The 25,847-nt window shown below is 42.0% G+C and carries 20 protein-coding genes; 9 read left to right on the forward strand and 11 right to left on the reverse strand.

Annotated elements, in window-relative coordinates; all coding sequences use genetic code 11:
• Nucleotides 1-188: 188 nt before the first annotated feature.
• The 3 genes from BUB08_RS11800 (at nucleotide 189) to BUB08_RS11810 (ending at nucleotide 4,487) form a co-directional block, all read left to right on the forward strand.
• A complete protein-coding gene (locus tag BUB08_RS11800; RefSeq protein ID WP_073002273.1) occupies nucleotides 189-2,048 on the forward strand; it encodes an FAD-dependent oxidoreductase in 1,860 nt (619 codons plus the stop codon).
• Nucleotides 2,049-2,135: 87 nt separating this feature from the next.
• Nucleotides 2,136-3,242 carry a hypothetical protein gene (locus tag BUB08_RS11805; protein ID WP_073002006.1) on the forward strand — a complete coding sequence of 369 codons (1,107 nt, stop codon included), beginning with the start codon at nucleotides 2,136-2,138 and terminating at the stop codon, nucleotides 3,240-3,242.
• 45 nt (nucleotides 3,243-3,287) lie between these two features.
• Complete coding sequence (locus tag BUB08_RS11810; RefSeq protein ID WP_083570736.1) at nucleotides 3,288-4,487, forward strand: MFS transporter; 1,200 nt, start codon at nucleotides 3,288-3,290, stop codon at nucleotides 4,485-4,487.
• A gap of 63 nt (nucleotides 4,488-4,550) precedes the next feature.
• Here the strand turns inward: BUB08_RS11810 and BUB08_RS11815 are convergent, their stop codons facing one another.
• The 10 genes from BUB08_RS11815 to BUB08_RS11870 form a co-directional block, all read right to left on the reverse strand.
• Nucleotides 4,551-6,011: a hypothetical protein gene (locus BUB08_RS11815; RefSeq protein WP_073002009.1), complete on the reverse strand. Its 1,461-nt coding sequence runs from the start codon at nucleotides 6,009-6,011 to the stop codon at nucleotides 4,551-4,553.
• 682 nt (nucleotides 6,012-6,693) lie between these two features.
• Nucleotides 6,694-7,263, reverse strand: a complete 570-nt coding sequence (gene efp, locus BUB08_RS11830; protein ID WP_073002015.1) for an elongation factor P — start codon at nucleotides 7,261-7,263, stop codon at nucleotides 6,694-6,696.
• 98 nt (nucleotides 7,264-7,361) lie between these two features.
• Nucleotides 7,362-8,096: a DUF3108 domain-containing protein gene (locus tag BUB08_RS11835; RefSeq protein ID WP_073002017.1), complete on the reverse strand. Its 735-nt coding sequence runs from the start codon at nucleotides 8,094-8,096 to the stop codon at nucleotides 7,362-7,364.
• Complete coding sequence (tsaB, locus tag BUB08_RS11840) at nucleotides 8,093-8,809, reverse strand: tRNA (adenosine(37)-N6)-threonylcarbamoyltransferase complex dimerization subunit type 1 TsaB (protein ID WP_073002019.1); 717 nt, start codon at nucleotides 8,807-8,809, stop codon at nucleotides 8,093-8,095. Before tsaB ends, BUB08_RS11835 begins: the two co-directional genes overlap by 4 nt.
• Nucleotides 8,810-8,997: 188 nt before the next feature.
• On the reverse strand, nucleotides 8,998-10,656 hold the full coding sequence (locus tag BUB08_RS11845) for a carbamoyltransferase C-terminal domain-containing protein (protein ID WP_073002021.1): 1,659 nt from the start codon (nucleotides 10,654-10,656) through the stop codon (nucleotides 8,998-9,000).
• Between the two features lie 6 nt (nucleotides 10,657-10,662).
• Nucleotides 10,663-11,592, reverse strand: a complete 930-nt coding sequence (locus tag BUB08_RS11850) for a DUF6427 family protein (protein WP_139249687.1) — start codon at nucleotides 11,590-11,592, stop codon at nucleotides 10,663-10,665.
• Between the two features lie 58 nt (nucleotides 11,593-11,650).
• Nucleotides 11,651-12,919 (reverse strand): phosphoribosylamine--glycine ligase, encoded by a 1,269-nt coding sequence (gene purD, locus BUB08_RS11855; protein ID WP_073002024.1) that lies wholly within the window; start codon nucleotides 12,917-12,919, stop codon nucleotides 11,651-11,653.
• A gap of 106 nt (nucleotides 12,920-13,025) precedes the next feature.
• Nucleotides 13,026-16,109 carry a DUF2723 domain-containing protein gene (locus tag BUB08_RS11860; RefSeq protein ID WP_073002026.1) on the reverse strand — a complete coding sequence of 1,028 codons (3,084 nt, stop codon included), beginning with the start codon at nucleotides 16,107-16,109 and terminating at the stop codon, nucleotides 13,026-13,028.
• Between the two features lie 117 nt (nucleotides 16,110-16,226).
• A complete protein-coding gene (gene pgeF, locus BUB08_RS11865) occupies nucleotides 16,227-16,991 on the reverse strand; it encodes a peptidoglycan editing factor PgeF (RefSeq protein ID WP_073002028.1) in 765 nt (254 codons plus the stop codon).
• Nucleotides 16,969-17,646: a Crp/Fnr family transcriptional regulator gene (locus tag BUB08_RS11870; protein ID WP_073002031.1), complete on the reverse strand. Its 678-nt coding sequence runs from the start codon at nucleotides 17,644-17,646 to the stop codon at nucleotides 16,969-16,971. The genes pgeF and BUB08_RS11870 overlap by 23 nt, the downstream gene beginning before the upstream one ends.
• A gap of 80 nt (nucleotides 17,647-17,726) precedes the next feature.
• On the opposite strand from BUB08_RS11870, the gene BUB08_RS11875 reads away from it, so the two are divergent.
• A complete protein-coding gene (locus BUB08_RS11875) occupies nucleotides 17,727-18,608 on the forward strand; it encodes an ATP-binding protein (protein WP_073002033.1) in 882 nt (293 codons plus the stop codon).
• Here the strand turns inward: BUB08_RS11875 and BUB08_RS11880 are convergent.
• A complete protein-coding gene (locus BUB08_RS11880; protein WP_139249688.1) occupies nucleotides 18,605-20,650 on the reverse strand; it encodes a gluzincin family metallopeptidase in 2,046 nt (681 codons plus the stop codon). The two genes, BUB08_RS11875 and BUB08_RS11880, sit on opposite strands and share 4 nt — an antisense overlap.
• A gap of 1,023 nt (nucleotides 20,651-21,673) precedes the next feature.
• Between BUB08_RS11880 and BUB08_RS11885 the strand changes: the two genes are divergently transcribed.
• The 5 genes from BUB08_RS11885 to nadE all read left to right on the forward strand — a co-directional run bounded on the left by BUB08_RS11885 (nucleotide 21,674) and on the right by nadE (nucleotide 25,831).
• On the forward strand, nucleotides 21,674-21,946 hold the full coding sequence (locus tag BUB08_RS11885) for a transposase (protein WP_073002035.1): 273 nt from the start codon (nucleotides 21,674-21,676) through the stop codon (nucleotides 21,944-21,946).
• A gap of 77 nt (nucleotides 21,947-22,023) precedes the next feature.
• Nucleotides 22,024-22,548, forward strand: a complete 525-nt coding sequence (locus BUB08_RS11890; RefSeq protein WP_073002037.1) for a UpxY family transcription antiterminator — start codon at nucleotides 22,024-22,026, stop codon at nucleotides 22,546-22,548.
• Between the two features lie 45 nt (nucleotides 22,549-22,593).
• Nucleotides 22,594-22,854: an acyl carrier protein gene (locus tag BUB08_RS11895; protein WP_073002039.1), complete on the forward strand. Its 261-nt coding sequence runs from the start codon at nucleotides 22,594-22,596 to the stop codon at nucleotides 22,852-22,854.
• 6 nt (nucleotides 22,855-22,860) lie between these two features.
• Nucleotides 22,861-24,840 (forward strand): asparagine synthase (glutamine-hydrolyzing), encoded by a 1,980-nt coding sequence (gene asnB, locus BUB08_RS11900; protein ID WP_073002041.1) that lies wholly within the window; start codon nucleotides 22,861-22,863, stop codon nucleotides 24,838-24,840.
• A 4-nt stretch (nucleotides 24,841-24,844) separates the two neighbouring features.
• Nucleotides 24,845-25,831, forward strand: a complete 987-nt coding sequence (nadE, locus tag BUB08_RS11905; protein WP_073002043.1) for an NAD(+) synthase — start codon at nucleotides 24,845-24,847, stop codon at nucleotides 25,829-25,831.
• Nucleotides 25,832-25,847: the final 16 nt, after the last annotated feature.

The raw sequence follows: 25,847 nt of genomic DNA on the forward strand, positions 1-25,847 counted from the left end.
AGTTTACTTTGAAACGGGCTTTTTAAATAAATAACGCTATATTTAATCCAACTTCGATTTAAACCAGCATGAAACTAACATGAATTTTCTTCATTCAAAATTTACAAAAAGGGATGATTAAAATTTATGTGAGTTCCTGAATGTCTTCAATTTTTTTTAACATTCAGAAATCAAAAAAATTAATACAGATGAAAAAATTGGCCGTTCTGATCACCTCTTTAGCCCTGCATTTTTCGTCTTTTTCGCAGTCAAGCAATCCCGTCTTTCTCGAAACCGAAAATTTCCAAAATAAAGGAGGCTGGGTAGTCGACCAGCAGTTTATGGATTTAATGGGGTCTTCCTATTTAATGGCGCACGGCATGGGCGTTCCGGTTGCAGATGCCGAAACTACTGTCGAATTTCAATCAACCGGAGAATACACTGTTTTCGTACGTACATTTAACTGGACATCTCCATGGTTTGACGGCGAAGGTCCCGGAAAATTCCAATTGGTAGTAAATGGCAAAAAAACAAAACAGGTTTTAGGCGCCTCGGGGTCTGAATGGCTGTGGCAAAACGCCGGGAAAGTGAATATATCTTCTACAAAAGTAAAAGTCGGGTTACACGATTTGACCGGATTCAACGGCCGGGTGGATGCCATCTGCTTTACCAAAGGAAACACCCCGCCGCCAAATGACCTGGAAGCCTTGGAGACGTTCAGAAAAACACACCTCGGAATTTCCATGACGCCGGAGAAGGCAGGGCACTTCGACCTGGTAGTTGTTGGCGGGGGAATTGCCGGAACAACAGCTGCAATATCAGCAGCAAGACTGGGATTGCAGGTAGCCCTAATCCAGGACAGGCCGGTACTCGGAGGGAACAACAGTTCGGAAGTCCGCGTTCACCTCGGAGGCCGGATTAATGTAAATCCGTTCCCCGCGCTGGGAGATGTGGTGAAAGAGATTGGTCCTACGCGCGGAGGAAACGCCCAGCCGGCGGATTATTACGAAGACGAAAAGAAAATGGAGATGGTGCTGGCAGAACAAAATATTTCGCTATTCACCAATTACCGGGCATTTGCAGTAGAAACAAAAAACTCCCGCATAACCGAAGTACACGCACGCAACATTGAAAATGCAAAAGAGCTGACTTTCTCGGCACCGCTGTTTGCAGATTGTACAGGCGACGGAACAATCGGCTTTCTGGCCGGGGCCGATTATGCCATGGGACGCGAAGGGCGCAGTGAGTTTGAAGAACCCACAGCTCCAGAAATAGCCGATAAAATGACCATGGGCTCTTCTGTACAATGGTATTCAGTGGAAGAAAGCAACCCCGTAGCATTTCCTGCTTTCCGGTATGGCGTTGAGTTCAACAGCAGCAATTCCGAAAAAGTAACCATGGGCGAATGGACCTGGGAAACAGGTATGAATTTCGACCAGATATATGACTTTGAACGCATCCGCGACTACGGGCTGCTGGTGGTTTACTCCAATTGGTCGTTTCTGAAAAATTTCAGTCCGAATAAAAATGAATACACCAACCGCAGGCTGGAGTGGGTTGCATACATCGCCGGGAAACGCGAATCGCGCCGCCTGCTGGGCGACCTGATTCTGAAAGAACAGGACATTACAAACTACGTGGTTTATCCCGATGCTTCGGCGCCTACCACCTGGACAATTGACCTCCACTACCCCGCCCCGAAAAACACAGAGCATTTTCCGGATATGGAGTTCAAATCCATTGCCGTGCATAAAAAAATTCATCCCTACCCCATTCCTTACCGCTGTTTTTACTCACGAAATGTAGACAATCTTTTTATGGCAGGAAGAAATATCAGTGTTACCCACGTGGCGTTGGGAACTGTCCGGGTAATGCGAACTACGGGAATGATGGGCGAAGTTGTGGGCATGGCCGCTTTGGTTGCAAAAAGAAACAATACTACCCCGCGCGGCGTGTATAAAAATCATTTGGATGAACTAAAAAAACTCATGAACAAAGGAGTTGGAAAATACAACGCTGAAAATATGCAGAAATACAACGAAGGATCAACTCTGGGTCCGAAAGAGTGAATTTCGAAGGAAGCTTATTCCCTCTTTTTAAAGCTTTGTACATATTTTTTTCTATTTTAACGCTGATAAAACAGGCATTTAAAGAACATGACAAACTTCAAAAAATACCTTTTTCAGGTTACAGCAACCGTAGGATTTTTCCTGTTTGTCAGCTTTTCCAACACTTTCCCGGAACGCCCCAAAACAGGCTTCTGGGCTATGGAAGGAAAGCTTATTACCCACTATTTCGAAGAAAAGACTGATTCTCTTTCGGGGCCGGAGTTGTTCGAATTGCAGGATAAAAACGGACTTCCCATTTGGTTTGGGCGGCATATTTTTAAAGATGTATGTATTTCCGGAGAATGCAAAATGATTCGCCTGTGGTTATTCTGGGATGGAACAGGAAGTTATCTTGGCATGCAAATACCGGATGGAGAACCGCTTACCAAATCAGACCACACAGAATTTCAGCAGGAAGATTACGTAAAACTGGAAGGAATCCTTCGGGACACTGCATCCATTTTAAAAGCGTTGAAACAGGAGGATTTAATAATTGTGCCCGACTCCATCGACCCATACGAAGTTGACGGATACACCGCTGCTACCCAGCCCACGCTGGCCGAAGTGGTGGTAAAAGATGCGGTGTATTCCTGCCACACCCTTTGGCATACCGTTTATGGCCCGGTTCAAAACGAAATAAATACAGTTTTAGAAAATAACCTGAGCGAAAAATTCCTTGCAAATATGTTTGCAAGCCAAAACCAGGGGTACATTTCACGGGCTATTAAATGTGTAGCCGCTCACCCTGAATACCATTCTGCCTTTTATCCTGAAATAATGCATCTTGTAAAGTCAGATAATTCTGCGCTTGCAAACCAGGCGCTCAGTTATTTCCGACCAGAAATACTTGCTGACACTGTTATTCAGCAACAGCTTGTTTTGGTTATGGCAGACACTTACATGAACATGAAATATGAAATTCTTTGGAAATTCATCGGCCTTGGTAAAGTTAACGAGCAAGTGGTACTGGAACTTTTAAACATGTTTACCAGCCAGGAAATGGGTGTCGGCACATACAATCTGATTTTAAGGTTGGTAACGCCCGAACATATTTCCGGAAACGAACAAATTGCCCGGATTTTAAGCACCCTTTCTCAAGATGAAAACGGATACGTACGAAACCTCACAAAAAAAATACTGAACAAAGAACAATGAACTAATTTCCCGTAAGTAATCAATACTGAAACTAAAAAAACTACTATGCCAAAAATCAAGCTTTCGTTAATGATGTTCCTCCAATATATGATGTATGCCGTTTGGTGGGTTCCGCTTGCTGCATACCTTACAAACCTGGAAGTTGGGAGCACACAAAAAGCACTCATATTAAGTTCGATGGCCATCGGGTGCATGGCTTCACCACTTGTAGGAATGCTGGCCGACCGCTTTTTTGCCGCACAAAAGGTGTTAGCCGGACTAAACTTTATCCACGCGCTTATGCTCCTCTGGGCAGCCGTAACGCATAATCCGGACGTGTTGTTTATTTGCCTGCTTCTGGCCATGTTGGCTTACATGCCTTCGTGGAGCCTTTCGTCTGCTATTGCCATGGCGCACCTTCCCTCGGAAGATTTTCCGAAAGTCAGGGTATTTGGTTCAATCGGATGGGTAACTTCAGGTGTGTTCAGCTTGGTTTTCATCCATGTGTTTAACATCAATTTTGATGGCACTCATGTTCCTTTTTATTGCGGCGCGGGCGTTAGCATGGCGGCAGTTTTACTGAGTTTCACCCTGCCCGACACTCCGCCCCTGGCAAAAGGGCAGAAGCCGCCCCTCGTTGATGCGTTTGGACTGGGCTCGCTTCATCTGATGAAAGATCGGAACTTTGCACTGTTCATTCTCTTTTCATTCCTTTCCATGATTCCTTTTGCCATGTATTACTCTTACTTTTCGGAGTTTCTGCTGAATATCAACACAAAATATATTTCGATCACCATTAACTGGGGCGTGTTGGCCGAAATGGGATTTTTACTACTGGTGCCGGCAGCCATAAAAAAATTCGGATTAAGAAATACAATGACACTGGGTCTTGTTGCACTGTGCATTCGTTATTTATCGTTTTACACGGGAGGATCGATTAGTCAGCCCTGTATGTACTATATCGGCATTTTAATCCACGGATTAATTTTTGGATTCTTTTATGTGGGTGGCCAGATTTACATCGACAAAAAAGCGCCTGCACAATTAAAATCGCAGGCGCAGGGATTTATTTTTCTGGTGACTTTTGGGGCTGGACTGCTGGTTGGCAACTTTTTATGCGCACGGCTGATTCATCATTATAAAACCGAGGCAGGTTACAACTGGAATGCTATTTGGGGAATTACCACACTGGTTTCGGTAGCACTATTAATTGCCTTTGTTCTTTTGTTTAAAGACAAAGAAAAACTGTTAAAACCAACCAACTAGAATACGGCGTATAACAAAATAGTAGTCCCGGGATGTGATACTCCGGGACCTTTCTATTTCTATTTAACCGCCAAAAATAAGCGAAGCATTTCGGGTAATTGACTGTCCGTCGGGCGTGTTTACAACAACAGTAATTTCATCCCTCACTCCCGTTGCAGCACCAACAACTGACATTTTATAGGTTCCGGCTGATTCTTCGGCGCTGCTCACCGTATACTGGCTGTTCTGCGTCCAGCCATCGGTTCCAACCATTGATATGGAGACCGTGCTTCCAACAGGCAAACAAAATACCGATACGGTTATTGTGTAGCTTTGTTTTGCCGCAGGTGCAGCAGGGCTCAAGTTAAGCGAACGGATACTTGGCTTTGCGTTGGCAGATAGTTCCGCATTTAAAATAGCCGACACTCCTTCCCTAACGGTGTAAGCTTTCAGAATTGGAGATGGCAGGCCATGAAACCTGACATAAAGCCGCATCTCTCCTTGTGACTTAAAATCTTCAAGTAACTTTTGCTCGTTTATTTTATCCATAATCGACGGGGATCCCGGAGGGCCGGAAGCGCCTAATGTTGCGCAATAAACAGAGAGTGCTGCAACAACCCCTGTACATGCAACCCCAACTGCCGGCGCCACTTTAATTCCAATTCCTGTGGCAGCAAGCTTTGCTGCTAAATAAACACACATGGTGGGCGACAAAGTCGCAGCATAAATTCCACCTGCATCGCAAATAGGGCCTAAAATTGCAGTCAGCTTTTCTATTGCACCTTGCGGGTCTATTGTCGGGGCTGTTCCGGAGGGTATTGTTATGGAATAAACCCCTTTTGAAACATATTCAGCATACAGCTTTTTTATATGCACATGCCCGGTAATATCAAATACATCAACAGAATAGGGTTGCTGATTGGTTGGTGCTCCGCACGAGGTGGTACGCAAGCTATAAACCGTGCCACTAGCAGTTGCAGATTTCAACATGCCTGCATTCTCCCAATCTTCGGCATCAACAAACGGATGAAATTCAATATCATAACAAAAGTTCCCCGTTTCGCGAATGGGAGCGTTGTAATTTACCCGTGCGCTCTTTTCTGCATCCAGGTCATTCAAATCAATTTCAGTATTAATCTGATTTACTCCGTCATTGCAATCGATAAACAACGCCACTTTTTCACTGCTCAGCCACTCAAAATTAAAAACGGTGCCGTTTGCTGCAATTACCGTTTCAATTTCTTTGTTATCATTAAACAGGAAAACATACTCCTGATCCCCTTCAATGGTAATGTTAATTTGCTTCACCTCGTCGGGCATGCCATTTGCATCCCTGGTGCCAAAAACATTAATTATTTCACCGTCTTTCGTCACCAGTTTAACGAACTCCGGATCTGAAGCATTCGTTGCAATATAAGAGCCTTCGGCAACATTGCTGTCGTCGTCTTTCGACTTAAATAGTTTTTCGCACTGGCAGAAAAAGATAGCAATAAAAACGAGAAGCAGTAGAGAGGGAATTAATCTTCGGATTTTTTTTGGTTTCATTATTATTAATTTACGGTTACTGCTAAATATCTGTGATTTAAATGCTGGCGTCGCTGTGTGTCCTTACGGTTCTTGATGTGTCGTCTTAAAAAAAACAGTAGTTTCAACCATTCCCCTGCGGTCATTCCCTGTAAACGAAACTTTGTCAAACCTGTTTGGAAGAAAAATATTTTCATTCTTTATGTTGGTTAGTTTTTGTGGCAAGTAACATCGGCATACAAAACCCATCGGTATGCCACTCTTTTAATCGGTTTTTGTTTGTTGTTAAACAAATTTACGGTGTCCTCAATTATAAATGATTGCCATATGGTAAAACCAATAAACAAAAGGTAAATATATGTCTGATTAAAAAGAGAAATGAAAGGCTTTTTTCTGCAACCAAACACTTCAAAAAATAACCATATTGCTGTTTTTCATTTGCTTACTTTGAAAATTTCCTTCCTCAAATTTGATACACGAGTAACTGAACGTCTCCATTATCCAAATCAATTCAGCTCCCATAAAGACAAAAATTCTTATGAGCGCCTGCACATTTTCAGGCCACCCCAAAAAACGAAGTTCCTTTAATACTGCCCAATTAAAAGCAATATGCGCCAACGCAATTTCGCTCCCTCCCAAAAATAAAGGCACAAAAAATCCGGTCTGAAAAATCAAACCGGATTCCCTGTATTTTACTATTCTTTTAGTTTTTTACCCGTTCGCTGTATGAACGGTCGCGGGTGTCAACTTTAATTACCTCTCCTTCGCCAATAAACATCGGAACCATAATTTCGGCACCGGTTTCGAGCGTGGCAGGTTTTAGTGCTGTTGAACTTGCTGTGTTTCCTTTTTCGCCTTCGATGGTTGAAGTAACCGTAAGTTCTACGAATGAAGGCATTTCTGCTGTTAACGGAGTTTCAGATTCTGCATGAAACTGGATTTCCACTAACTGTCCTTCTTTCATCAGGTCGTTATTTTCAATCATATTTTCAGGAATGGAAATCTGTTCGAATGTTTCCGTATTCATGAAATTGAAGCCCATATCATCTTTATACAAATACTGATATTGTCGTCTTTCAACTCTCACTTCATCTACCTTAACTCCCGAGGAGAAGGTGTTTTCAATTACTCTTCCTGTTTTTACATTCTTTAGTTTTGTGCGAACAAAGGCCGGACCTTTTCCGGGTTTTACATGCATAAATTGAACGATGGTGTAAATATCGCCTTTGAAATTAAAGCACATGCCATTTCTAAAATCTGCTGTTGTAGCCATGAATTTTCCTTTTACTTTTTTAAAAACGCTGTAAAAATAAACAAATCAGTTAAAAATGAATGTATTCGACGGTTATTTGCGGGATAAAAAATTCCATTTTATTGAGCTTTCTGTGCTTTTCCGTCAATCTCGTACTGTTTTAACTCTGCACGCAAGGCTCCAACCCGCATGTCGAATTCGAGCAAAACCGGCAGGTTCGTCTTCTTCGATATAAAAAATTTCAAACCGTCTGAACGATTCAATAGTTTTCCTTTATTTACCGAAGGAACCAAAACATAACAATCAATTTTTCCAAGATCTGTTTTTATTTCACTGTCGCCAAAATAGGTAACAGTCACATTCTCTATTTTATCGGCATGAAACGTGGGCAAAGTGGTCGACCTTCCGGGTTCCAGGTTGTCAATCAAATGATTGTGGATAAAATAGAAAAATACAGAAACAATATCAACCAGGTTGTCGGGCGCGCTTTTCCACCCCGATTTCTGGCTGTTAATAGAATCAATATCATGGTAATAAAGAGTTTCGTTATACCAACGGTATTTCCCCTCTTTAATGTTCCGAATCGATTTTAGCGGGAGCCTGGATTCAGCATTAACAGTTGTTTCGTAAATGTCGTTTACACCAAACAGCTTATCGGTAATGCCGGTGGTTCTGCCCTGCAAATAGTAATGAATTGCCCGGCCGTTGTTGAAAACAGTATCTGATATCACCAGTTCTGCCTCGCCTCCTTTTATGAAACCAAACTTCAGGTTAAAAATAATTTTCTCCTTTTTGGCTTGCGATGGAAGAGCGAAAACCAGCAAAACTATAATTATGGCACCTAATTTTTTCATTGAATAATTTTATTCTTCGGAATCGTTGCTATAAAGTTTTTCAAATAAAACGGTTCAAAATAGGCAACGTCTTCAAAATCGTTTTTGTTGTATTTTTCTTCAGCAAGATTTACCATAAACCGTGCCGAAGCTTTCTGAGGGCCCAAGAACAGTGCATTTGCATGGGTTAATGCAGTTTTACATTTTTCCGCTCCGTTTCCAAAAAACAGCACCGGATGTTGATCCAGATTTTCCCGGAATGAATTTTCGTCAATAATTTTTGCAGCAACCGGCTCAATTTTCTCACCATTCGCATTAAAAAGAGCTGTGTAAACTTCCATGCGGCGGGCGTCAATCATCGGGCAAAAAAGCGCGTCCTTTCCATTTACAAAATCTGGCAAAAACTCTTCTTTGTTCTGCGCAGCGTACCTTCCCAGTGCATCAAGCGTACCAATTGCAATCAACGGTTTGCCGAGCGAATAGCACAAGCCTTTAGCTACAGAAACACCAATGCGCAAACCGGTGTACGACCCAGGACCTTTACTAACGGCCACTGCATCAAGCTGGTCTTTTTCAAATCCTTCAGACTTAAAAATTTCTTCGATAAAAACCGTCAGAAGCTGAGAGTGGTTCAATCCTTCCCTGCTCTCTTTTTCAAACAACACTTTGCCGTCTCTTGCCAGGTTAACCGAACATACTTCTGTTGCAGTTTCAATATTTAAAATGGTTGCCATTTTTTACGTTTCAATAAATGTCGGGGCAAAAGTACGCAAATGTTTCAAAAAAGGAAGTCGTCTGCCCGGCGGAGAGAATCAACCTGTTCTGTTTCTTAAAATAACACGAAAATTCAATTTAATAGGAATCGTAAAGGAGGATGATAAAACAGTTGCCGGGCAGGAGTTTGCTTATTCAACAAACCAATTTAACCGAATGGAAACAAGCGCAAATTGCCATTCAGAACAACAGCATCCAGGCTCAGCTCTTTTGCAGCATTTAAAGCATCGGTTGTTGTATGAACAATGGGCTCGCCGCGCCGGTTAAAAGAGGTATTAATCAGCGCTTTTACTTCATATTCGTCATTCAAAAAACGAAGCAAATCGAATAAAAACGGATTATCGTTTCTGCTGAAAAGTGTTTGAAAACGCGCCGTTCCGCTAGAGTGAACAACCCCGGCAATCTCCGGCTGTTTTTCCGGCAAAACAGAGTAATCAAGCAACATGTATTTCGACAGCGGATGAATTTCTGACTTCCCTGTAAAATAACGGGTGTTCTCTTCCAGCGCTACCGGTGCCAGCGGACGGTACCACTCACGCCCTTTCTTTTCCATACTTATTTCCCGGGCCAGCTTTTTCGAATTGGCCAGTGCCAAAATACTCCGGTTTCCCAAAGCCCGCGGCCCGGCCTCTCCAAATCCGTTACAAATTCCCACAACCTTGCCACCAGCCAATAATTCTGCAACATTTCGAATAGTGTCCGAATCATAAGAAGGCTTATAATCTTCAATATCCCAGTTATTCAGATAGCTCTCGTGGTATTGAACAGAACCGTGTTTCTGCCACTCGGCAAATGCTGCTGCGCCGAGGGCAAGTCCGCTATCTTCGGTGCATGGAGGAATAAAAACGTTACAAAAAATTCCGGCCTCCAAAATTCTTGTGTTCGCAACAATATTCAGCGCCGAGCCTCCGGTGTAATACAAATTTTCGGCTCCTGTTTTTTCGGCCAGCTGGCGCAACTTTATCAGTATTTGGTCAATAAATATCTCCTGTAACGAAGCTGCCACATCGCGAATAAAAGAGTTCTTCTGACTGAATGACTTCAACTCTACTCCAAAATCAATTTTTGCCCGATTAAAAAACACCGACGTTTTTCCCCAGATATCCTGAAAAAAATTGTGTTTATAAAGCCAATCTTTCAGTTCTTTCCGCGGAACTCCCCAACCGGCAAACCCCATAAATTTACCGGGCACGGCATTTTGTTCGGGCAACTTGGCCCCGATGATTGAAAACACCAGTGCATTTGCGTTGTAGATGGTACTAAAAGGTTTCAAATCCCAGTTGTATTCAACCCAGTTTAACTTGCCATCTTTGAAAACCGCTGCCGAAAAATTACTCAGGCTTGCACCACCGTCGAAATGCACCAGTAAACTATTCTCCCTGAAATTCCCGAAAAACGGAAGGCAGGAAAACATGTGCGCCAGTTCGTGATTCAAACACCAGGCTTCTTTTTCGTGACCATACCACCAGCATTTACCTTTCTCCAGGCCGGTTGCCAGTGTTGAGGTTAACGGAGCCTCAAAACGGGCATCGCCCTGCCGGGATAAAAAAGTGCGACCAACCACGTTATCAACAAACACGAGATCGTAATCGCCTGCCAGCAGTCTTTTTTCTTTCAAAATCTCTTTAATGTGAAGATGAAAAGTGTTATCCCTTTTCCGGCGAGAAATGCGTTCCTGCTGAAGAAACCACTTCACCCTGCCGTTTTCCATCAGCGCGAGGTTATGATCGTGTACGTAAAAAGGATGCTCGTAATCGTCTCTGTCCTGAATACCGTAAATTGCCAACGTTGGTTTGCTCTTGTCCATTTACTCTTACGCTAAAAATTCCAAAGCAACTACTGCAGCAACCAGCAGAAAAAACCAAAGCTCACCCCAAAACCTTCTTTTCAGAAAAACAAAAAAGTTGGTCAGCAAAAAGGTTACGGGAATTGCAGCCAGCACAAATATTTCTACCGAGGTGGCAGGCACCAGAATAAAACTCGCCAAAATGCATGCAAATACAAGAAACAGCACAACAAAAAACCTTCGGGTACTTACTTTTTTTGTATCGTACTGCTGCAGTATTTTTACTGTTCCGAAGAAAATCAAAACAAGCAGCAACCCGAGATAAATCATTAGCGGAATGTTCGTCCAAAGTGTGCTAACCGGCGTAACGATATTCGATTCGAGAACACCTAAAAACTCAGGAACCTGGTCTGAAACAAATGCATAACTAAACGCAAAAACAAACGGCAAAGTAAACCCTAAAAGACAAACCGCCAGTTCCCTCCATTTGGTTTCCCTGGAAAGGATTCCGACTCCTACCAAAAAGGCAGGAAGTAAAACAAAAGCATTAAAATAAAAAAGCGATGCAATCCCCAGAAAAAAACCCGAATCGAAAGCAGGAGAGTACGGCTTTAGCTGATCGAACGCGCTGAAAAGCCTGTAAACAGCCAAAAGTACAAACAACGCTGCAAAATAGACCGGATGCAAAGCATGAATACTCATAAATCCGCTGACAATCAGAACAAACAACGGAGCCGGCAACATTGTCCTGATTCGAATAATGTTGTACTTATTGTTCATTTGAAGCAAAACCAACGCCATTCCGACAACCAGAAAAAGCGTTACAATTATTTGCAGCAAAAGGTAGTCCTTTAACAAATTATGGATAGGCGCATACAAAATATTATCCTGCTCGCCCCGATAAAATGGATATGCCTCAGGAGAAATCAGGCTTTTCAACCAGAAAAGTATTCCCATAAAAGGGAATAGAAAAAAGTTAACTGCACGGTTCGATTTTAATGTTTTAAGTAACATATCACAGGTCGAAACCTAAATCTTTGCGGTAATATTTCTTTTCAAACTGAATGAGTTCTGCATTTCTGTATGATGCGGCAAGTGCTTCAGTTATTGTTTCGCCTAACGAACTAATTGCCAAAACCCGGCCTCCATTGGTTACCACATCGTTCCCTGACATTTTTGTTCCGGAATGAAAAGCAGTGCTGCCGGCCACATTTTCCAACCCCGAAATTACTTTCCCTTTTTCATAATTGCCGGGATATCCGCCAGAAACCATCATCACGGTAACAGCTGTTTGTTCGTCAAATTCAATATCTTTTTCGGCAAGAGTTCCATCAGCAGCGCCTTCCAGCAAATCAACCAAATCAGATTTTACCCGAAGCATAACTGCTTCTGTTTCCGGGTCGCCCATCCGAACGTTGTATTCAATTACAAACGGATTATCTTTTACGTTGATCAACCCGAAAAATATAAACCCGTTGTATTCAATACCATCTACATGCAGCCCGTTTATGGTAGGGCGTATGATGCGTGCTTCCACCTTTTCCATAAACTCCTTATTGGCAAACGGAACCGGAGAAATTGCTCCCATACCGCCGGTGTTCAGACCGGTATTTCCTTCGCCAATTCGTTTATAATCTTTGGCTTCGGGCAGAATTTTGTAGTGTTTACCATCGGTAATAACAAATACCGAAACTTCCACTCCGCTAAGAAATTCTTCGATAACAACTTTGCTGCTGGCCTGGCCAAACATTCCCCCCAGCATCTCTTTCAAAGCACTTTGGGCTTCCTGTAAATTCTCAATAATTAAAACACCTTTCCCGGCGGCAAGCCCGTCGGCTTTTAAAACATAAGGTGCTTCCAACGATTCCAAAAACTCAACTCCTTCTTCGATATTTTTCCGGGTCACCGTTAAATACCTGGCAGTAGGAATGTTGTGTTTACTCATAAAGTCCTTGGCAAAATCCTTGCTCCCTTCTAACATTGCACCGGCCTTTTTGGGGCCTACAACTTTCACATTCGCCAATACGGAATCTGCAGCAAAAAAATCGTGAATGCCTTCTACCAATGGAACTTCAGGGCCTACCAGAACAAGATTGATCTGGTTTTCAAGTACGGCACTTTTAATGCCTGCAAAATCGTTTACTCCGATTTCGAGATTGGTACCCAGCTCTGAGGTGCCCGCGTTACCGGGAGCGAAATAAAGATTCTCTGTTTTTTTGCTTTGTTTTATTTTCCACCCCAGGGCATGTTCTCTGCCTCCCGAGCCAATTACCAAAATATTCATATCACTAAAAATGTTTTTATTACGGTATCATTTAAAACTTGCATAAATTTTAACCATCTCTTTTTGTGAATTTTGAATGAAAAAAATTCATGCTCGTTTCATGCGATTAAATTGCATTATACGTTTCAAAATGTTTCTGCATGGCTTCGCCAATTTTCTTCGACAATTCCGAGTCGTTAAAAGTACGGGCAGTCCGCTCAATGCGTTGCAAGTAGAAAAGATTTCGCTGAATCTCTTCGTTTATACTTTGTGTCTGCAAAAATCTCCTATTCATAGCAAGGAAGTATCCCAACTCGTCGTTAAACGATTCGTAAGCCTCTTCCAATATTTTCTTCCCTTTTTCAGGGGCACCTGCCTGGTAATAACTTTCAGCCAGTTCCAGCGAAAAATACTCATAAGGAACAACAGAATTTGGAATCAAGTCAAAGCAGCGGTCAATTACAGCCACGGCAGAATCGGTTTTCCCTTCGGAGATTAAGCCGGTTGCCAGCCTGTTAAAACTGTTTCTGATGTTAGTCATCATCCGTCCGTTGTTTTCGTCGATGTAAACTTCCGGATCATTCATATTCCCGTACTTGAACTTGTTCATCAGGTTATCGTACATAATATCGGTTGCTACGGTTCCAAATGCCAGCCTGTTAGGATTCGACTCGCCTTTAATGGGAACAAACCGGTAGCCAAAACCTTCAACCTGGAAATAATCCTGCAAGTTCATGTATTTGCTGCTCCCCACAGTAATAGCCCAGTAAACAGGGCGTTCCCAATTATTGGTAGCCAGCAGGTCAAGTATCATCATTTCATCTTTCGAAAGGAAATTCCGGTCGGAAAGATCGATGGTAATTGTATCCACAATTTTGTCGTAATCCTGTGGTCTTACCACCTTATTTCTGATAACCGCATCTTTATCCACTTTAAACGACAGCACTTTTTTGGGAAGATACGCGGCGTTGTCGGCCTGCTGAAGTTTAGTTGCCGGATTATCGTCAGCGATAAAACCAACGGCTTCCTTCAATCCAATTACGTTCCTCGAAATCCGCGGATTGTCCATCAAATAAATAATGTCCCGGGTTCCCTGCCTGTACTGGTCTTCGTTCATCGAGAAAGGCAGCGGTTCAGATTCATAGGCTTTTCTTTTCATCTGGTCGATGTACCAGTCGGTTTGCAAATAACTAAGATTACAAACGCGAACATCAGTCCGGACACCTTCTACCTCCTGATTGTACCACAACGGGAAAGTATCATTATCACCGTTGGTGAAAATAATTCCGTTTGGCTTGCAACTTTCCAGGTAATTTGCGCCCAAATCCCTGGCAGTGTAGCGCCCCGAGCGATCGTGATCATCCCAGTTTTCTGCCACCATAATTCCCGGCACCAAAACCAGAGCTGCCACCCCGGCAATACCTCCGGCAAGTTTTTCCGGCAAAAACTTTCTAAGCGCTTCGGAAATAGCAAGTACGCCAAGTCCAATCCAAATTGTAAACGCATAAAAAGAACCGGCATAAGCATAATCGCGCTCACGCGGCTGGTGCGGGTACTGGTTCAGGTAAATAATAATAGCCAGGCCGGTCATAAAAAAGAGCAGGAACACGACCCACAATCCTTTTTTGCCTTCGTTACCCTTATTATACTGAAAGAACGCACCAAGCAACCCAAGCAGCAACGGCAGGAAGAAATAGGTATTCCGGGCTTTGTTGTTTGCAAACCGATCGGGCAGGTTGTCCTGGCTTCCCAAACGCATTTCGTCAACAAACTTAACGCCGCTTAACCAGTTTCCGTAAAGCACGCCACCATGCCCCTGAATATCATTTTGCCGCCCGACAAAGTTCCACATGAAGTACCTGAGATACATGTGCCCCACCTGGTACCTGAACAAAAAACGCAGGTTTTCGCCAAAAGTCGGCTTTACAATAGTCTCCGTTTGTCCAGCTTCATTTCTGTGCTGAATTCTTTTGCCTTTTATATTTCCCCACTGCTGATAGTCCTGTGCATGAACCGGATCCATGTTGCTCCACATACGCGGGAAAATGGTTTTAAATTTTTCATCGTAATTGGGAATTACCCGCCTGTCTGTTTCCACATATTTACCATCGATTTGCGAATAAACAGGCTTTCCTTCTTTATACCGTTCCTGCGGATTCAGTGGTGAATTGTAGTACTGCCCCTGGAATAACGGACGCTGTCCGTACTGTTCCCGATTCAGATAATAAAGCAACGAGAACATGTCGTTGGGGCTGTTCTGATCCATGGGTGGCTTGGCAGATGAACGGATAATAATCAGTGCAAAAGACGAATAACCGATTAAAATAACAGTGATTCCGAGAATTATCGTATTCCACAAAACCATTTTCTTTTTCATGGTGTAGCGGATGCCGTAAACAATGGCAGCAATCAACGCCACCACGTAGAAAAGCACACCCGATTTAAACGGCAGTCCGAATGTATTTACAAACAACAATTCGAACCACGATGCAACGGTTACTACGCCCGGAATAATTCCATACATTAAAATGCCCAGAAGGACAACTGAAGCAACCAGTGCCCAGAAAATTCCTTTGCGGGTAACTTCATATTTTCTGAAATAGTACACAAACACAATGGCCGGAATTGCCAGCAAGTTCAGCAAGTGAACACCGATTGACAAGCCAATAATATATGCGATAAATATTAGCCAGCGGTTGGCATGAGGTTCATCGGCAATGTTTTCCCATTTTAAAATAGCCCAGAAAACAATGGCTGTTAGCATGGAAGAAAAAGCATAAACTTCGCCTTCAACTGCCGAGAACCAAAAAGTATCTGAAAAAGCGTAGGCCAATGCGCCAACCACTCCGGCTGCCATTATGGAGATGGTGTTTCCCCGGTTAACGTTTTTCTTTTCAACCACAAGCCTGAAGGCCAAATGCGTGATGGACCAAAACAGGAACAAAATGGTAAAAGCACTGGCTAGCGCCGACATAATATTCACCATTTTAGCAGCATTTTCAGGACTGGCAAAAAGCGTAAAAAAACGTCCAAAAATCATAAAAACAGGAGCTCCAGGAGGGTGACCAACCTCCATTTTAAACGAAGTGGTGATAAATTCGCCGCAATCCCAGAAACTGGTAGTCGGCTCAATGGTCATTAAATAAACAACGGCTGAAACCATAAATACGGCCCAGCCAGTCAGCTTGTTAATGAATCTGTATTCTTTCATTTGATAATGTTTTCTTTCTTCCGATACTTTTGTAAACGGTTAATTGTTGCGAAGATAGTTGTTTTGCATAAAACAGAAAGAAGAGAATTGCAATTTAAAGATTTTTAAAACGCAGGCCTAAACCAGCATAATCCCCGAAACCAGCCTCCCGGTTTCAATGCCTTCTCTGCGGGCAGAATAATACTTGTTGCTTTCCTTAAAAGTACATTCTGCCAGCACTTCAATATTATCAGGCAAAACCCCCAAGGCCATTAAAACCTGCCGGTTGGCTTCCCAAAGATCAAAATGGTATTTTCCGGAAGAACTCTCACGCAGTGTTTTTTCGAAGTTAGGAATAGCGCCCCGCGCGGCGTCAGCCACTTCTTCTCCCACCTCGTAAACATCTGGGCCAATTGACGGGCCAACAACTGCTAGAATATCTGCAGGGACAGAACCAAAAGAAGCCTCCATTTTTTGAACTGCCTCGCCAACAATTTTTTTCACAGTGCCACGCCACCCGGCATGAACCGCAGCAACGGCTTTTGTTTTCGAGTCGAACAACAGCACAGGAACGCAATCGGCAGTTTGAATGCACAGGCAAAGCCCGGGCTGATTGGTAACCAAAGCATCCGTTTCGCGCATTTCTTTTTCGGGAAGTGTCTGAACTTCTGCAACGCAGCAGGAGTGTGTTTGCCGCGGAAAAATCAATTGGTTCTCCCGAATTTTCAAAAGCCCGGCAAGTTGCTTCCTGTTTTCTGTGGCATTTTGGGCAGCATCTCCGGTAAAACGCGGTGCTTTATTTTCAGAAAAAACCCGCTTGGTGGTTGTAAATGCTTTTACATTTTCAAACGGTTCAAAAAGCCGGTACGAGATAAACAAATCATCCATTTCGTAAAATATCATTTAATCGTTTTTTATCCAATAATGTAACTGTCCGCTTCTCTATTGCAAACAGTTTTTCTTTTTGCATTTCGCTTAAAACACGTGCCAACGACGGGCGGGTCACGCCGAACAACTCTGAAAGCTGTTGCTGCGTTGACTTCAGCGGAAAAGAATGCAACCTGTCGCCGGCCTGTTGCAGAAGGAAATGAGCCATTTTTCCGCGAATGGTTTTAAAACTTAAAAACTGAAGCTTTTGCGATAAAAACTGACTTCGTGAAGAAATGCTGTCCAGGTAATTTTTCAAAACCTGCACATTGTTTTGCAAAAGTTTCAAAAACTCAGGAACATGAATCGCCAACATCCTCACCTCGTTGTTTGCAGTAACAATAACCGGAAACCGGTTTCTCTTTCCGAAAAGAAAAGCAGTAGCCAGCGGGCGGGGCGCTTCAATGTCTTCAATTTTTATTGTTTTTCCAGAATAGTCAACCATTTCCCCTTTAACACTACCCGACAAAACAACGAAAAGATAAACCACCGGTTCGCCGGCCACAACCACAACGTCACCCTTTTTGTACTTTTTCACCTGATAATGAATTCCATTCAGAATATTTCTGATTTCAGATTCAGAAACACCCTCGAAAACAGGACACTGCTCCAACAACTTGTAGTCTATCATTTCTGCGCTTTTTGTAACAATTGGTACAGATTTAGAAACGTACCGCCCCTACTTTTGTTGTAGAAAAAATTAACAAAATTATGATACGAGAAATAGTTAACATTGACGAAGAACTGTGTAACGGATGCGGAGTTTGCGTTCCCAACTGCCACGAAGGCGCGTTGCAGATAATTGACGGGAAGGCCCGCCTGGTTAGCGAACTGATGTGTGACGGACTTGGCGCCTGCATCGGACACTGCCCGCAGGGAGCAATAGCAATAGAAAAACGTGAGGCCGAAGAATATGACGAAACAGCAGTAATTTCACAAATGATAAAAAGCGGGAAAAACACTGTATTTGCGCATCTGAAACATTTGCATGACCACAATGAAGCAGGCTACCTCAAAGAAGCGCTGACCTACATTAAAACCAACCGCGAAAGCATGCCGTTCTCCATCGCAGAAGTACACGAATTGCTGCACGGCGAACAAAAATCGACCCCCGGACACAAGCATGTTGCGGGCGGGTGCCCCGGTTCGGCCTCATCTTCATTTACTGCCACCAATTTTAAAATGGCACCGCAGCAGCAAGAAGCGCATTCCGCCCTCACTCACTGGCCGGTTCAGCTACATCTTATCAACCCGGCTGCATCCTATTTTGGTGGTGCCGACCTGCTTGTTGCAGCAGACTGTGCTGCATTTGCCTACGAAAATTTTCATCAGCGATTTATTTCCGGAAAGAAAATGGTAATTGCCTGCCCAAAATTGGATCAGGGGAAAGACATTTACATCCAAAAACTCGTCCGGTTGATTAATGAAACCAAAGTAAACACCATCACTGTTGTTATCATGGAAGTTCCTTGCTGCGGCGGTTTAATAAACTTAGTACAAACCGCAGTAGCACATGCCGAACGAAAAGTTCCGGTAAAAGTGGTCGTAATCAGCACCCGCGGCGAAATTCTTTCGGAAGAGTGGACAATCTAACGCAAATGGTCAACAGCCTCGCCAGCCGCAGTTAAAATCGGCTCAACAGAAAGCGAATTTCCTACAGCCCGTTTCATCCATTCGTCGGGCGTGAGTTGCCCCAGTGAAAAAATTCGCTCTACCTCCGGAGCAAATGAGTGTGTTTTAAAATGTTCTTCAAGCTGAAAATGAATCAGATGCCCAAATGCATAATTAGGCAGGTACATCGGTGAATTTATCATGTGCGAATAAATGGCCAAAATAGTCTGATCCTCGATGCCAAATACCGGCGCGAAATATTGATTCCACACATTCTTACTTATTTCAATGGTCGCAATTTTTAATTCGCCGGCAGTACAATCCGGATTTTCGTACATCCATTTCCACATCTGCATATCCACCATCGACACTCCCATAATTTCGTAAACCGACCAAAGATTATCAAGTGTTTTAAGGTACTCGGCATCCGGATTTTCGTCCTTCATTCCCAAGAGCAATAAATCCCTTTCTTGAAAAACAAACGCCAACGCCTCAGTAAAAGCAGTATTTGGCACACCGTTCATCATATAATACGGGACGTCGTGCAACGAGATGGTTTGCTCCACATTGTGCCCAAATTCGTGAACCGCGATATTGTACCCTTTATAGTCCATTCCGCCGTCCGGAATCCGTGTTCGCAAATGCGCTTTTTCTGCTTTCATGGAAGCACCCCAGGCATGACCCGAACCACGCGCCGGATCTACCACAATCTTCGAGGCAAGAAACACTGCTCTCTCATCATCGAACCCCAACTTCTTCAAAATATTCCCCAAATCCTCTTCCAAAGAACGAGCATCGGGGTATTTAGCGCGGGTGATTGCGTTAAGCTTCTCTTCAGGAATCGAACTTCGCGCTTTAAATCCATCGTACCAAATATCCCAGGGTTTCAACTCTCGCCCCAACCTGTTCTGAATAATATCACCAACCTGCCTGAGCAAAGGGGCGCTTAAAAACTCATGAAACAACTGTTCGACTTCTTCCTGCGGAATCTGCATATTGCCCGAGAATGACCGTTTAATAGCAGTATTCAACACCGGATGATAAGAATCGAAATCTTTATAAGCCCTAAAATTATTGATTATTTGCTGATAGCGATTATCCAGCTCCGGTTCTGCATCAACAACCTGTCCATTCTGGAACACCTTATTTTCGTATGGCTCCCAGTTGAAATCCCCGGAATTGATCACCTTTTCGGGAATAGACTGATCGATAATTCGCTGCATCACACGATAAATAATGTCTTGCTTTTCCAGACCGTTTTCATGATTTCCGTAATTAGCCTTTATTTCGTCGCGCAAATTCCAATGGCTCAACAACACCATGTTTTCAGGAAAAAGAGATTCTCCTGCCTGGTTCTGCAACTTCCCCATAAAAACGTTATACTCTGCAATGTACGCATCCGAACCTGCCGACACCGCTGCACTTTTCTGCAGAAGCCCTGACGGAACTCTCGAGCTAAAAACGTCACCCATTCTCGCATACGCCCACTCCAAATCCGACCAGCTTTTCCCCAGTTCGTTTTTCTCTTCGGTAGAATAGTACGGAAAATTCAACGCAACCAGAAAAGCAATTTTATTATCATAAAAATCGTTAGTCAGATGAGCCCCTGCGCTATATGCCGAAAACATATAATCAACCGGATGAAGAGAGCCGGTCTGCAAATCAACGTTTTTTCTCAAATCAATTGAAAGCTTATTAAAATGGCCAAAAAGCGACTCAAAATACTCCGACATCCGGGAAAAAACAATTTGTTTCTCCTCCTCATTGCCAATATATTTTTCGACACAGAAATTCACGAACTCACCCGAATTTCCATCGCTATTCCTCCAAAGCGAAGCAGCGTGACGCACTCCTTTTTCCAAATGTTGCAAATCTGCTTTTGGAAACTTTTCGGTAATTTGTTTAATCACTTCCATTATATGGGATTCACTAACGTTGATTTGTTGGACGGGTGTTTCTTCAGCTTTCTGGCTGCACCCCCACAAAAAGACAAAAGCAAAAATAACAGGTAGAACAGATTTCATGGTATTCAAAAATTAATTCTCCGAAAATACAGGAAATCGTTTCAAAAAACAATGTAATTATCAGCCATAAAACATGCAACCTAACCAAAAAGCAGCGGGACCTCTTTTTGCGGCCCAGAAAGACAGCCCTCAAAACACATCTTCTTTATATTAAGAAGTGCAAAGCATCAAAATTTACACTCGCGCCTTCAACCTTTATAAAAACAAACTATGAACTGATAGAATCATTTTATAATTTTCTATTTCAGACCATTTCTCCCTCTTTTTCAACAAAGTGCAAATAAGCAATTAAACAAATGTAAATTTTTGATTAAAAAAGAATTACATCCTCACCTACACTTCCTTTAAAGCTCAACATCATACAAATTCGAAATTAGAAACAATCTATCACCACTAAATAGCAAATAAGATTTTAAAAATAGAAAAAACTGCCAAAAGCCATAAATGTCCCACTTTCGGACAGAAAGTCCTGATTGGATAAAAACTTCAAATAGACTATTAAAGACAACAAGCTCTTTTTGTGTTATAACAAAACACTCACCCACAGTAATATACAAATAAATACAGAAGAAATTTATTAACTTGGTTTCATTTTTGGATATACATATTCCGGTTTTCGCCACAATATTGAGTAATATAGTTATTCATTTTTTTTGTAACTTTTCAATTGTAAAAAAATGGAAACAACTGGTGGAATTCCAACTTTGCAAAAAAGACAGCGAGGTTTATCCAAAATGTGGGTAACAGTAGGGAACCTCTGTTTTTCCAGCAAAGAAAAGCACAAAACAAACACCACCAACACACAGACAATCAAAGACATAAATACCACTTTTAAAATATGAAATTTCTAAATTTCTATTTTGAATTATAAATTGGAGGATAAAACTATTAGATAAATCCCTGTACATTTTTGAGCATTTAACCAACCAATAATTTTCCACACTACTCTAGCAGTGCGTTTTTAATGACTAAGAATTCAGTCTACTACATCAATTAACGTTTTTATTCTAATCAAATTTTTGTATGTCAAAGAAAAGGTTTAAGGAATCAGAGATCCAAAGGATCCTTCAAGAGTACAAGGATGGCACTCCAATTCAACAGATTATTAATAACTACGGAATTAGCCAGGCCACTTTCTACAATTGGAAAGCTAAATACAGCAGGCCCACAATGGCAGACATCCAGTCGTTTAATAAACTAAAAGAAGACCACGACAGGTTGAAAAGGATGTTTGCCGACCTCAGCATGGAGAATTTATTGTTGAAGACACAACTAAAAAGTAAAGAGTCTCAATAATTTATCTACCAGAGTAAAAATATTCAACGTGGTTGTCGTAAATTGTATTTCACTTTTTTCTGTTAAAAACAAAAAATATGACTTTAAAAAAACCGGTATATAACTGGTATGCTATTTACACCAAGCCAAACGCTGAAAAAAGGATTGTAAACTATTTAGACGAAAAAGACATTGAGAGCTACCTGCCGCTAAAAAAAGCATTGAGGCAATGGAGCGACAGAAAAAAATGGATTGAAGAGCCTGTTTTTCGTTGCTATCTTTTTATCAGAGTAAGCCATATTGAGTTTTTTAAAATACTCGAAGTCCCCGGAGTTGTCAAATATGTTTCCTTCGGAGGGAAGCCCCAAACAATCCCGGAGGACCAAATAAAAGATGTAAAAATTCTGGTGGAGCAGCAGGAACGAGAAATATTTCTTTCTCACGAAAACATAAAAAAAGGGAAAAAAGTGGAAGTGCTTTTTGGTCCGTTTAAAGGAATGCACGGAGAAGTCACTCAAATTCACGGGAAAAGCCGCCTTGTTCTTAAAATTGATGCGCTGGGATGTAATTTGTATGCCAACATCAACAAGGACGAGGTGAGAGCAATTACCCAAACGGGATAGAATATTACAGGCGGAAAATAATTTGGTTTTTGAAAATCAGTTATAATGGACACAATAATTACTCAAACAGAACAGCTCAGATCATTTATTTCTGAAATAACATTTAAAGAAATTGACGAAATAACAGAAGATACGTTATTATTTGAAGAAGGCGTTTTCGATTCGTTGGGATTTCTTTCACTAATCAGTTTCATCAGTGAAAACTTTGGGATTGAAGTAGAAAACGACGAATTAAATGAAGAAAATTTCCAATCGATAAAATCGGTGATCTCATTCATTTCAAAAAAGAAAAACGTACTTGAATAGCAATTCATGTGTGGAATAGCGGGCTACATTGACAGAAACAAAAAGGCCAGCCCTTCAATTGTAAACAGTATGCTTACGTTGATTCGGCACAGAGGCCCCGATGAGTGCGGTATTTTCATTAAAGATAATGTAGCCCTCGGAAGTGTCAGATTAAGCATCATTGATATTGCAGGCGGCCGGCAACCCATTCCAAACGAGGATTTGAATTTATGGATTGTATTTAATGGCGAAATTTTTAATTACATCGAGCTCAGAAAAGAGTTAGAAGAAAAAGGGCATCGTTTCAGAACACAAAGCGACACTGAAGTTATCGTTCACCTGTACGAAGAATACGGAGAAAATTGCCTTTCAAAATTAAATGGCCAGTTTGCATTCTCAATATGGGACAAACGAAAACAAGAACTACTTCTGGCACGCGACAGGGTAGGTATCAGACCACTATACTACTACCATTCGCCCGACTTATTCATTTTTGGTTCTGAAATAAAAGCCATTTTCGCACATCCCGAAGTGAACCGAGAAATATCGGCAAAAGGAATATCCGAAACAGTTACCTTTTGGACAACAATTACTCCGGGAACTGTATTTGAAGGGATAAAAGAGTGTCCTCCGGGACATTTCATCCAAGTTAAAAAAGGCAATATATCTGTTAAAAAATATTGGGAACTCAGCTTCTCTGCACCAAATAACTATTTTAGCGGGACTTTTGAAGAAGCACAACATGAGTTTGAAAATCTTTTTCGTGATGCTGTCAAAATACGGTTGCGAGCCGATGTTCCGGTCGCAGCCTACCTAAGCGGAGGAATCGACTCCAGTGTCACAACGGCATTTATAAAAGAAATAGAGCCCGCCATTTTGCGAACGTTTTCGGTCGGGTTTACAGAAAACGAATTTGACGAATCAGATTATCAATATGCAGCTGCAAAATTTTTCGGCACAAAACACACCGGATTTAAATGCTCAGCAAAAGAGATAGCAAACAATTTTCCAAAGGTAGTCTGGCACAGCGAAACACCGCTTTTGCGTACCTCTCCCTCCCCAATGTTCAGTCTGTCAGAAAAGGTAAGAAAAAACAATATTAAAGTAGTAATTACGGGAGAAGGCGCCGACGAATTGCTGGCCGGGTACAACATATTCAAAGAAAACAAAATAAGGCACTTTTGGGCCAAAGATAAAAAATCGAAGCTCCGCCCATTACTTTTAAAAAGGTTGTATCCGTACATCAGCGCTATTCAAAATGCCAATCCGAATGCACTAAAAATGTTTTTCGGGTACAAGCTTGAAGATACCGATTCGCCCATCTACTCTCACCTGTTACGATGGAAGAATACGTCCAACATTAAAAACCATTTGTCCGGCGAAGTACAAAAACAAACTGAGGCATTTGATCCGTACATTGAGTTAATAACAAGCCTTAATGGAAATTTCAAAAACCTGGATCCGTTGGCAAAAGCACAACATATTGAAATAAGCACTTTTTTATCGGGATACTTGTTATCGTCTCAGGGCGACAGAATGGGAATGGCCAATTCAGTTGAAGGAAGGTACCCCTTTCTTGACCATCGAATTATCGAGTTTTGCGCAACATTACCGCCCGATTTCAAACTAAAAGGCCTCAATGAAAAAGTATTACTAAAAAAAATGATGAAGGGCCGGTTACCGGAAGAAATTCTAAACAGATCGAAACAGGCTTACCGGGCACCAATTTTAACCAGTTTTTTAGGAGAAGACGCGCCGGAATATATTCATGATGTACTTTCATCGCAATCGCTCGAGAATGCAGGCATTTTTAATCCTGCTTCTGTAAACAAGTTGCTGGTAAAAATGAAATCAGGAAAAGCATATTCTGAAATCGACAACATGGCACTTACGGCAATTATTTCCACGCAGCTTCTTCATCAACAGTTTATCAAAAACTTCGCCTATTCGTATAAAAATCAGCTTCTAGATTGCACAATTAGGTCAGAAGCAAATTATAATTGTTAATCCGATGAGTCAAAAAGCCAATTTCTCCAGAGATCTTATAAAACTCAAAAATATTGAACAGGTCATTTCTGAAATTACAGAAAGGCTGCAAAATGATGTTTTCAATATACTGCGACGAAAAGGCGCAATTGTTGGCATTAGCGGAGGAATCGATTCTTCTGTTACCCTGGCTCTTGCAGTAAAAGCCCTGGGTGCCGACAGAGTGATTGGAATTATAATGCCGGAAAATGACTCGAGTGACGACAGCAAAAACCTGGCGTTACAACTTGCAGAGAAATTCGGTGTTAAAACAATTGAAGAAAACATGACCCCGGCGCTGGAAGGTTTTGGATGTTACAAAAGAAGGGATGAAGCAGTAAGAAGCGTAATTCCGAAATTCAACCCCGAAACCGACAAATTCAAAATTGAAATCAAACAAAGCATCCTCAACATGAAATTGCCGCCGGTATTTAATGCAACAGTTTATTTTGCAGATGAAACTACCGAAAGCAAGATGCTTCCCATGAAAGCCTACTTACAAATTGTTGCCGCATCAAATTTTAAGCAACGGAGCCGCATGTCTATGCTGTACTACCATGCTGAAGCAAATCATTTTGCAGTAATTGGCACCCCCAATAAACACGAGGTAAAGCAGGGTTTTTTTGTAAAATATGGCGACGGCGGTGCAGATATAATGCCAATCGGGCACCTTTACAAAACGCAAGTTTACGAATTGGCAGAATTTCTCGAGGTACCAAAAACCATTATCGACAGGACACCTACAACAGATACATATCCTGCTGAACAAACTCAGGAAGATTTCTTTTACCAGCTGCCTTTCGAAACCATGGATATTTTGTGGTACGGCTGGGAAAACGGATATTCAGCAGAAGAAGTGGCCAAAGAAATGGGTTATTCACCGGAAGAGATTTCCAACGTTTTCATCAACTTCGAACGAAAAATGAAAACCACCGATTATCTCAGAATGCCGCCTATTCATTTCAGTAAATAAACAGGGTTTATTATTG

The sequence above is a fragment of the Mariniphaga anaerophila genome (assembly GCF_900129025.1).
GTDB classification, from domain to species: domain Bacteria; phylum Bacteroidota; class Bacteroidia; order Bacteroidales; family Prolixibacteraceae; genus Mariniphaga; species Mariniphaga anaerophila.

Bases quoted from the DNA above. Each gene is read 5' to 3' on its own strand.
- BUB08_RS11805 (WP_073002006.1), top strand. From the start codon at position 2,136: ATGACAAACTTCAAAAAATACCTTTTTCAGGTTACAGCAACCGTAGGA.
- BUB08_RS11835 (WP_073002017.1), bottom strand. From the start codon at position 8,096: ATGAAAAAATTAGGTGCCATAATTATAGTTTTGCTGGTTTTCGCTCTT.
- asnB (WP_073002041.1), top strand. From the start codon at position 22,861: ATGTGTGGAATAGCGGGCTACATTGACAGAAACAAAAAGGCCAGCCCT.
- BUB08_RS11895 (WP_073002039.1), top strand. From the start codon at position 22,594: ATGGACACAATAATTACTCAAACAGAACAGCTCAGATCATTTATTTCT.
- nadE (WP_073002043.1), top strand. From the start codon at position 24,845: ATGAGTCAAAAAGCCAATTTCTCCAGAGATCTTATAAAACTCAAAAAT.
- BUB08_RS11880 (WP_139249688.1), bottom strand. From the start codon at position 20,650: ATGAAATCTGTTCTACCTGTTATTTTTGCTTTTGTCTTTTTGTGGGGG.
- tsaB (WP_073002019.1), bottom strand. From the start codon at position 8,809: ATGGCAACCATTTTAAATATTGAAACTGCAACAGAAGTATGTTCGGTT.
- BUB08_RS11810 (WP_083570736.1), top strand. From the start codon at position 3,288: ATGCCAAAAATCAAGCTTTCGTTAATGATGTTCCTCCAATATATGATG.
- BUB08_RS11850 (WP_139249687.1), bottom strand. From the start codon at position 11,592: ATGGGAATACTTTTCTGGTTGAAAAGCCTGATTTCTCCTGAGGCATAT.
- BUB08_RS11875 (WP_073002033.1), top strand. From the start codon at position 17,727: ATGATACGAGAAATAGTTAACATTGACGAAGAACTGTGTAACGGATGC.
- BUB08_RS11890 (WP_073002037.1), top strand. From the start codon at position 22,024: ATGACTTTAAAAAAACCGGTATATAACTGGTATGCTATTTACACCAAG.
- pgeF (WP_073002028.1), bottom strand. From the start codon at position 16,991: ATGATATTTTACGAAATGGATGATTTGTTTATCTCGTACCGGCTTTTT.
- BUB08_RS11845 (WP_073002021.1), bottom strand. From the start codon at position 10,656: ATGGACAAGAGCAAACCAACGTTGGCAATTTACGGTATTCAGGACAGA.
- BUB08_RS11885 (WP_073002035.1), top strand. From the start codon at position 21,674: ATGTCAAAGAAAAGGTTTAAGGAATCAGAGATCCAAAGGATCCTTCAA.
- purD (WP_073002024.1), bottom strand. From the start codon at position 12,919: ATGAATATTTTGGTAATTGGCTCGGGAGGCAGAGAACATGCCCTGGGG.
- efp (WP_073002015.1), bottom strand. From the start codon at position 7,263: ATGGCTACAACAGCAGATTTTAGAAATGGCATGTGCTTTAATTTCAAA.
- BUB08_RS11800 (WP_073002273.1), top strand. From the start codon at position 189: ATGAAAAAATTGGCCGTTCTGATCACCTCTTTAGCCCTGCATTTTTCG.
- BUB08_RS11870 (WP_073002031.1), bottom strand. From the start codon at position 17,646: ATGATAGACTACAAGTTGTTGGAGCAGTGTCCTGTTTTCGAGGGTGTT.
- BUB08_RS11815 (WP_073002009.1), bottom strand. From the start codon at position 6,011: ATGAAACCAAAAAAAATCCGAAGATTAATTCCCTCTCTACTGCTTCTC.
- BUB08_RS11860 (WP_073002026.1), bottom strand. From the start codon at position 16,109: ATGAAAGAATACAGATTCATTAACAAGCTGACTGGCTGGGCCGTATTT.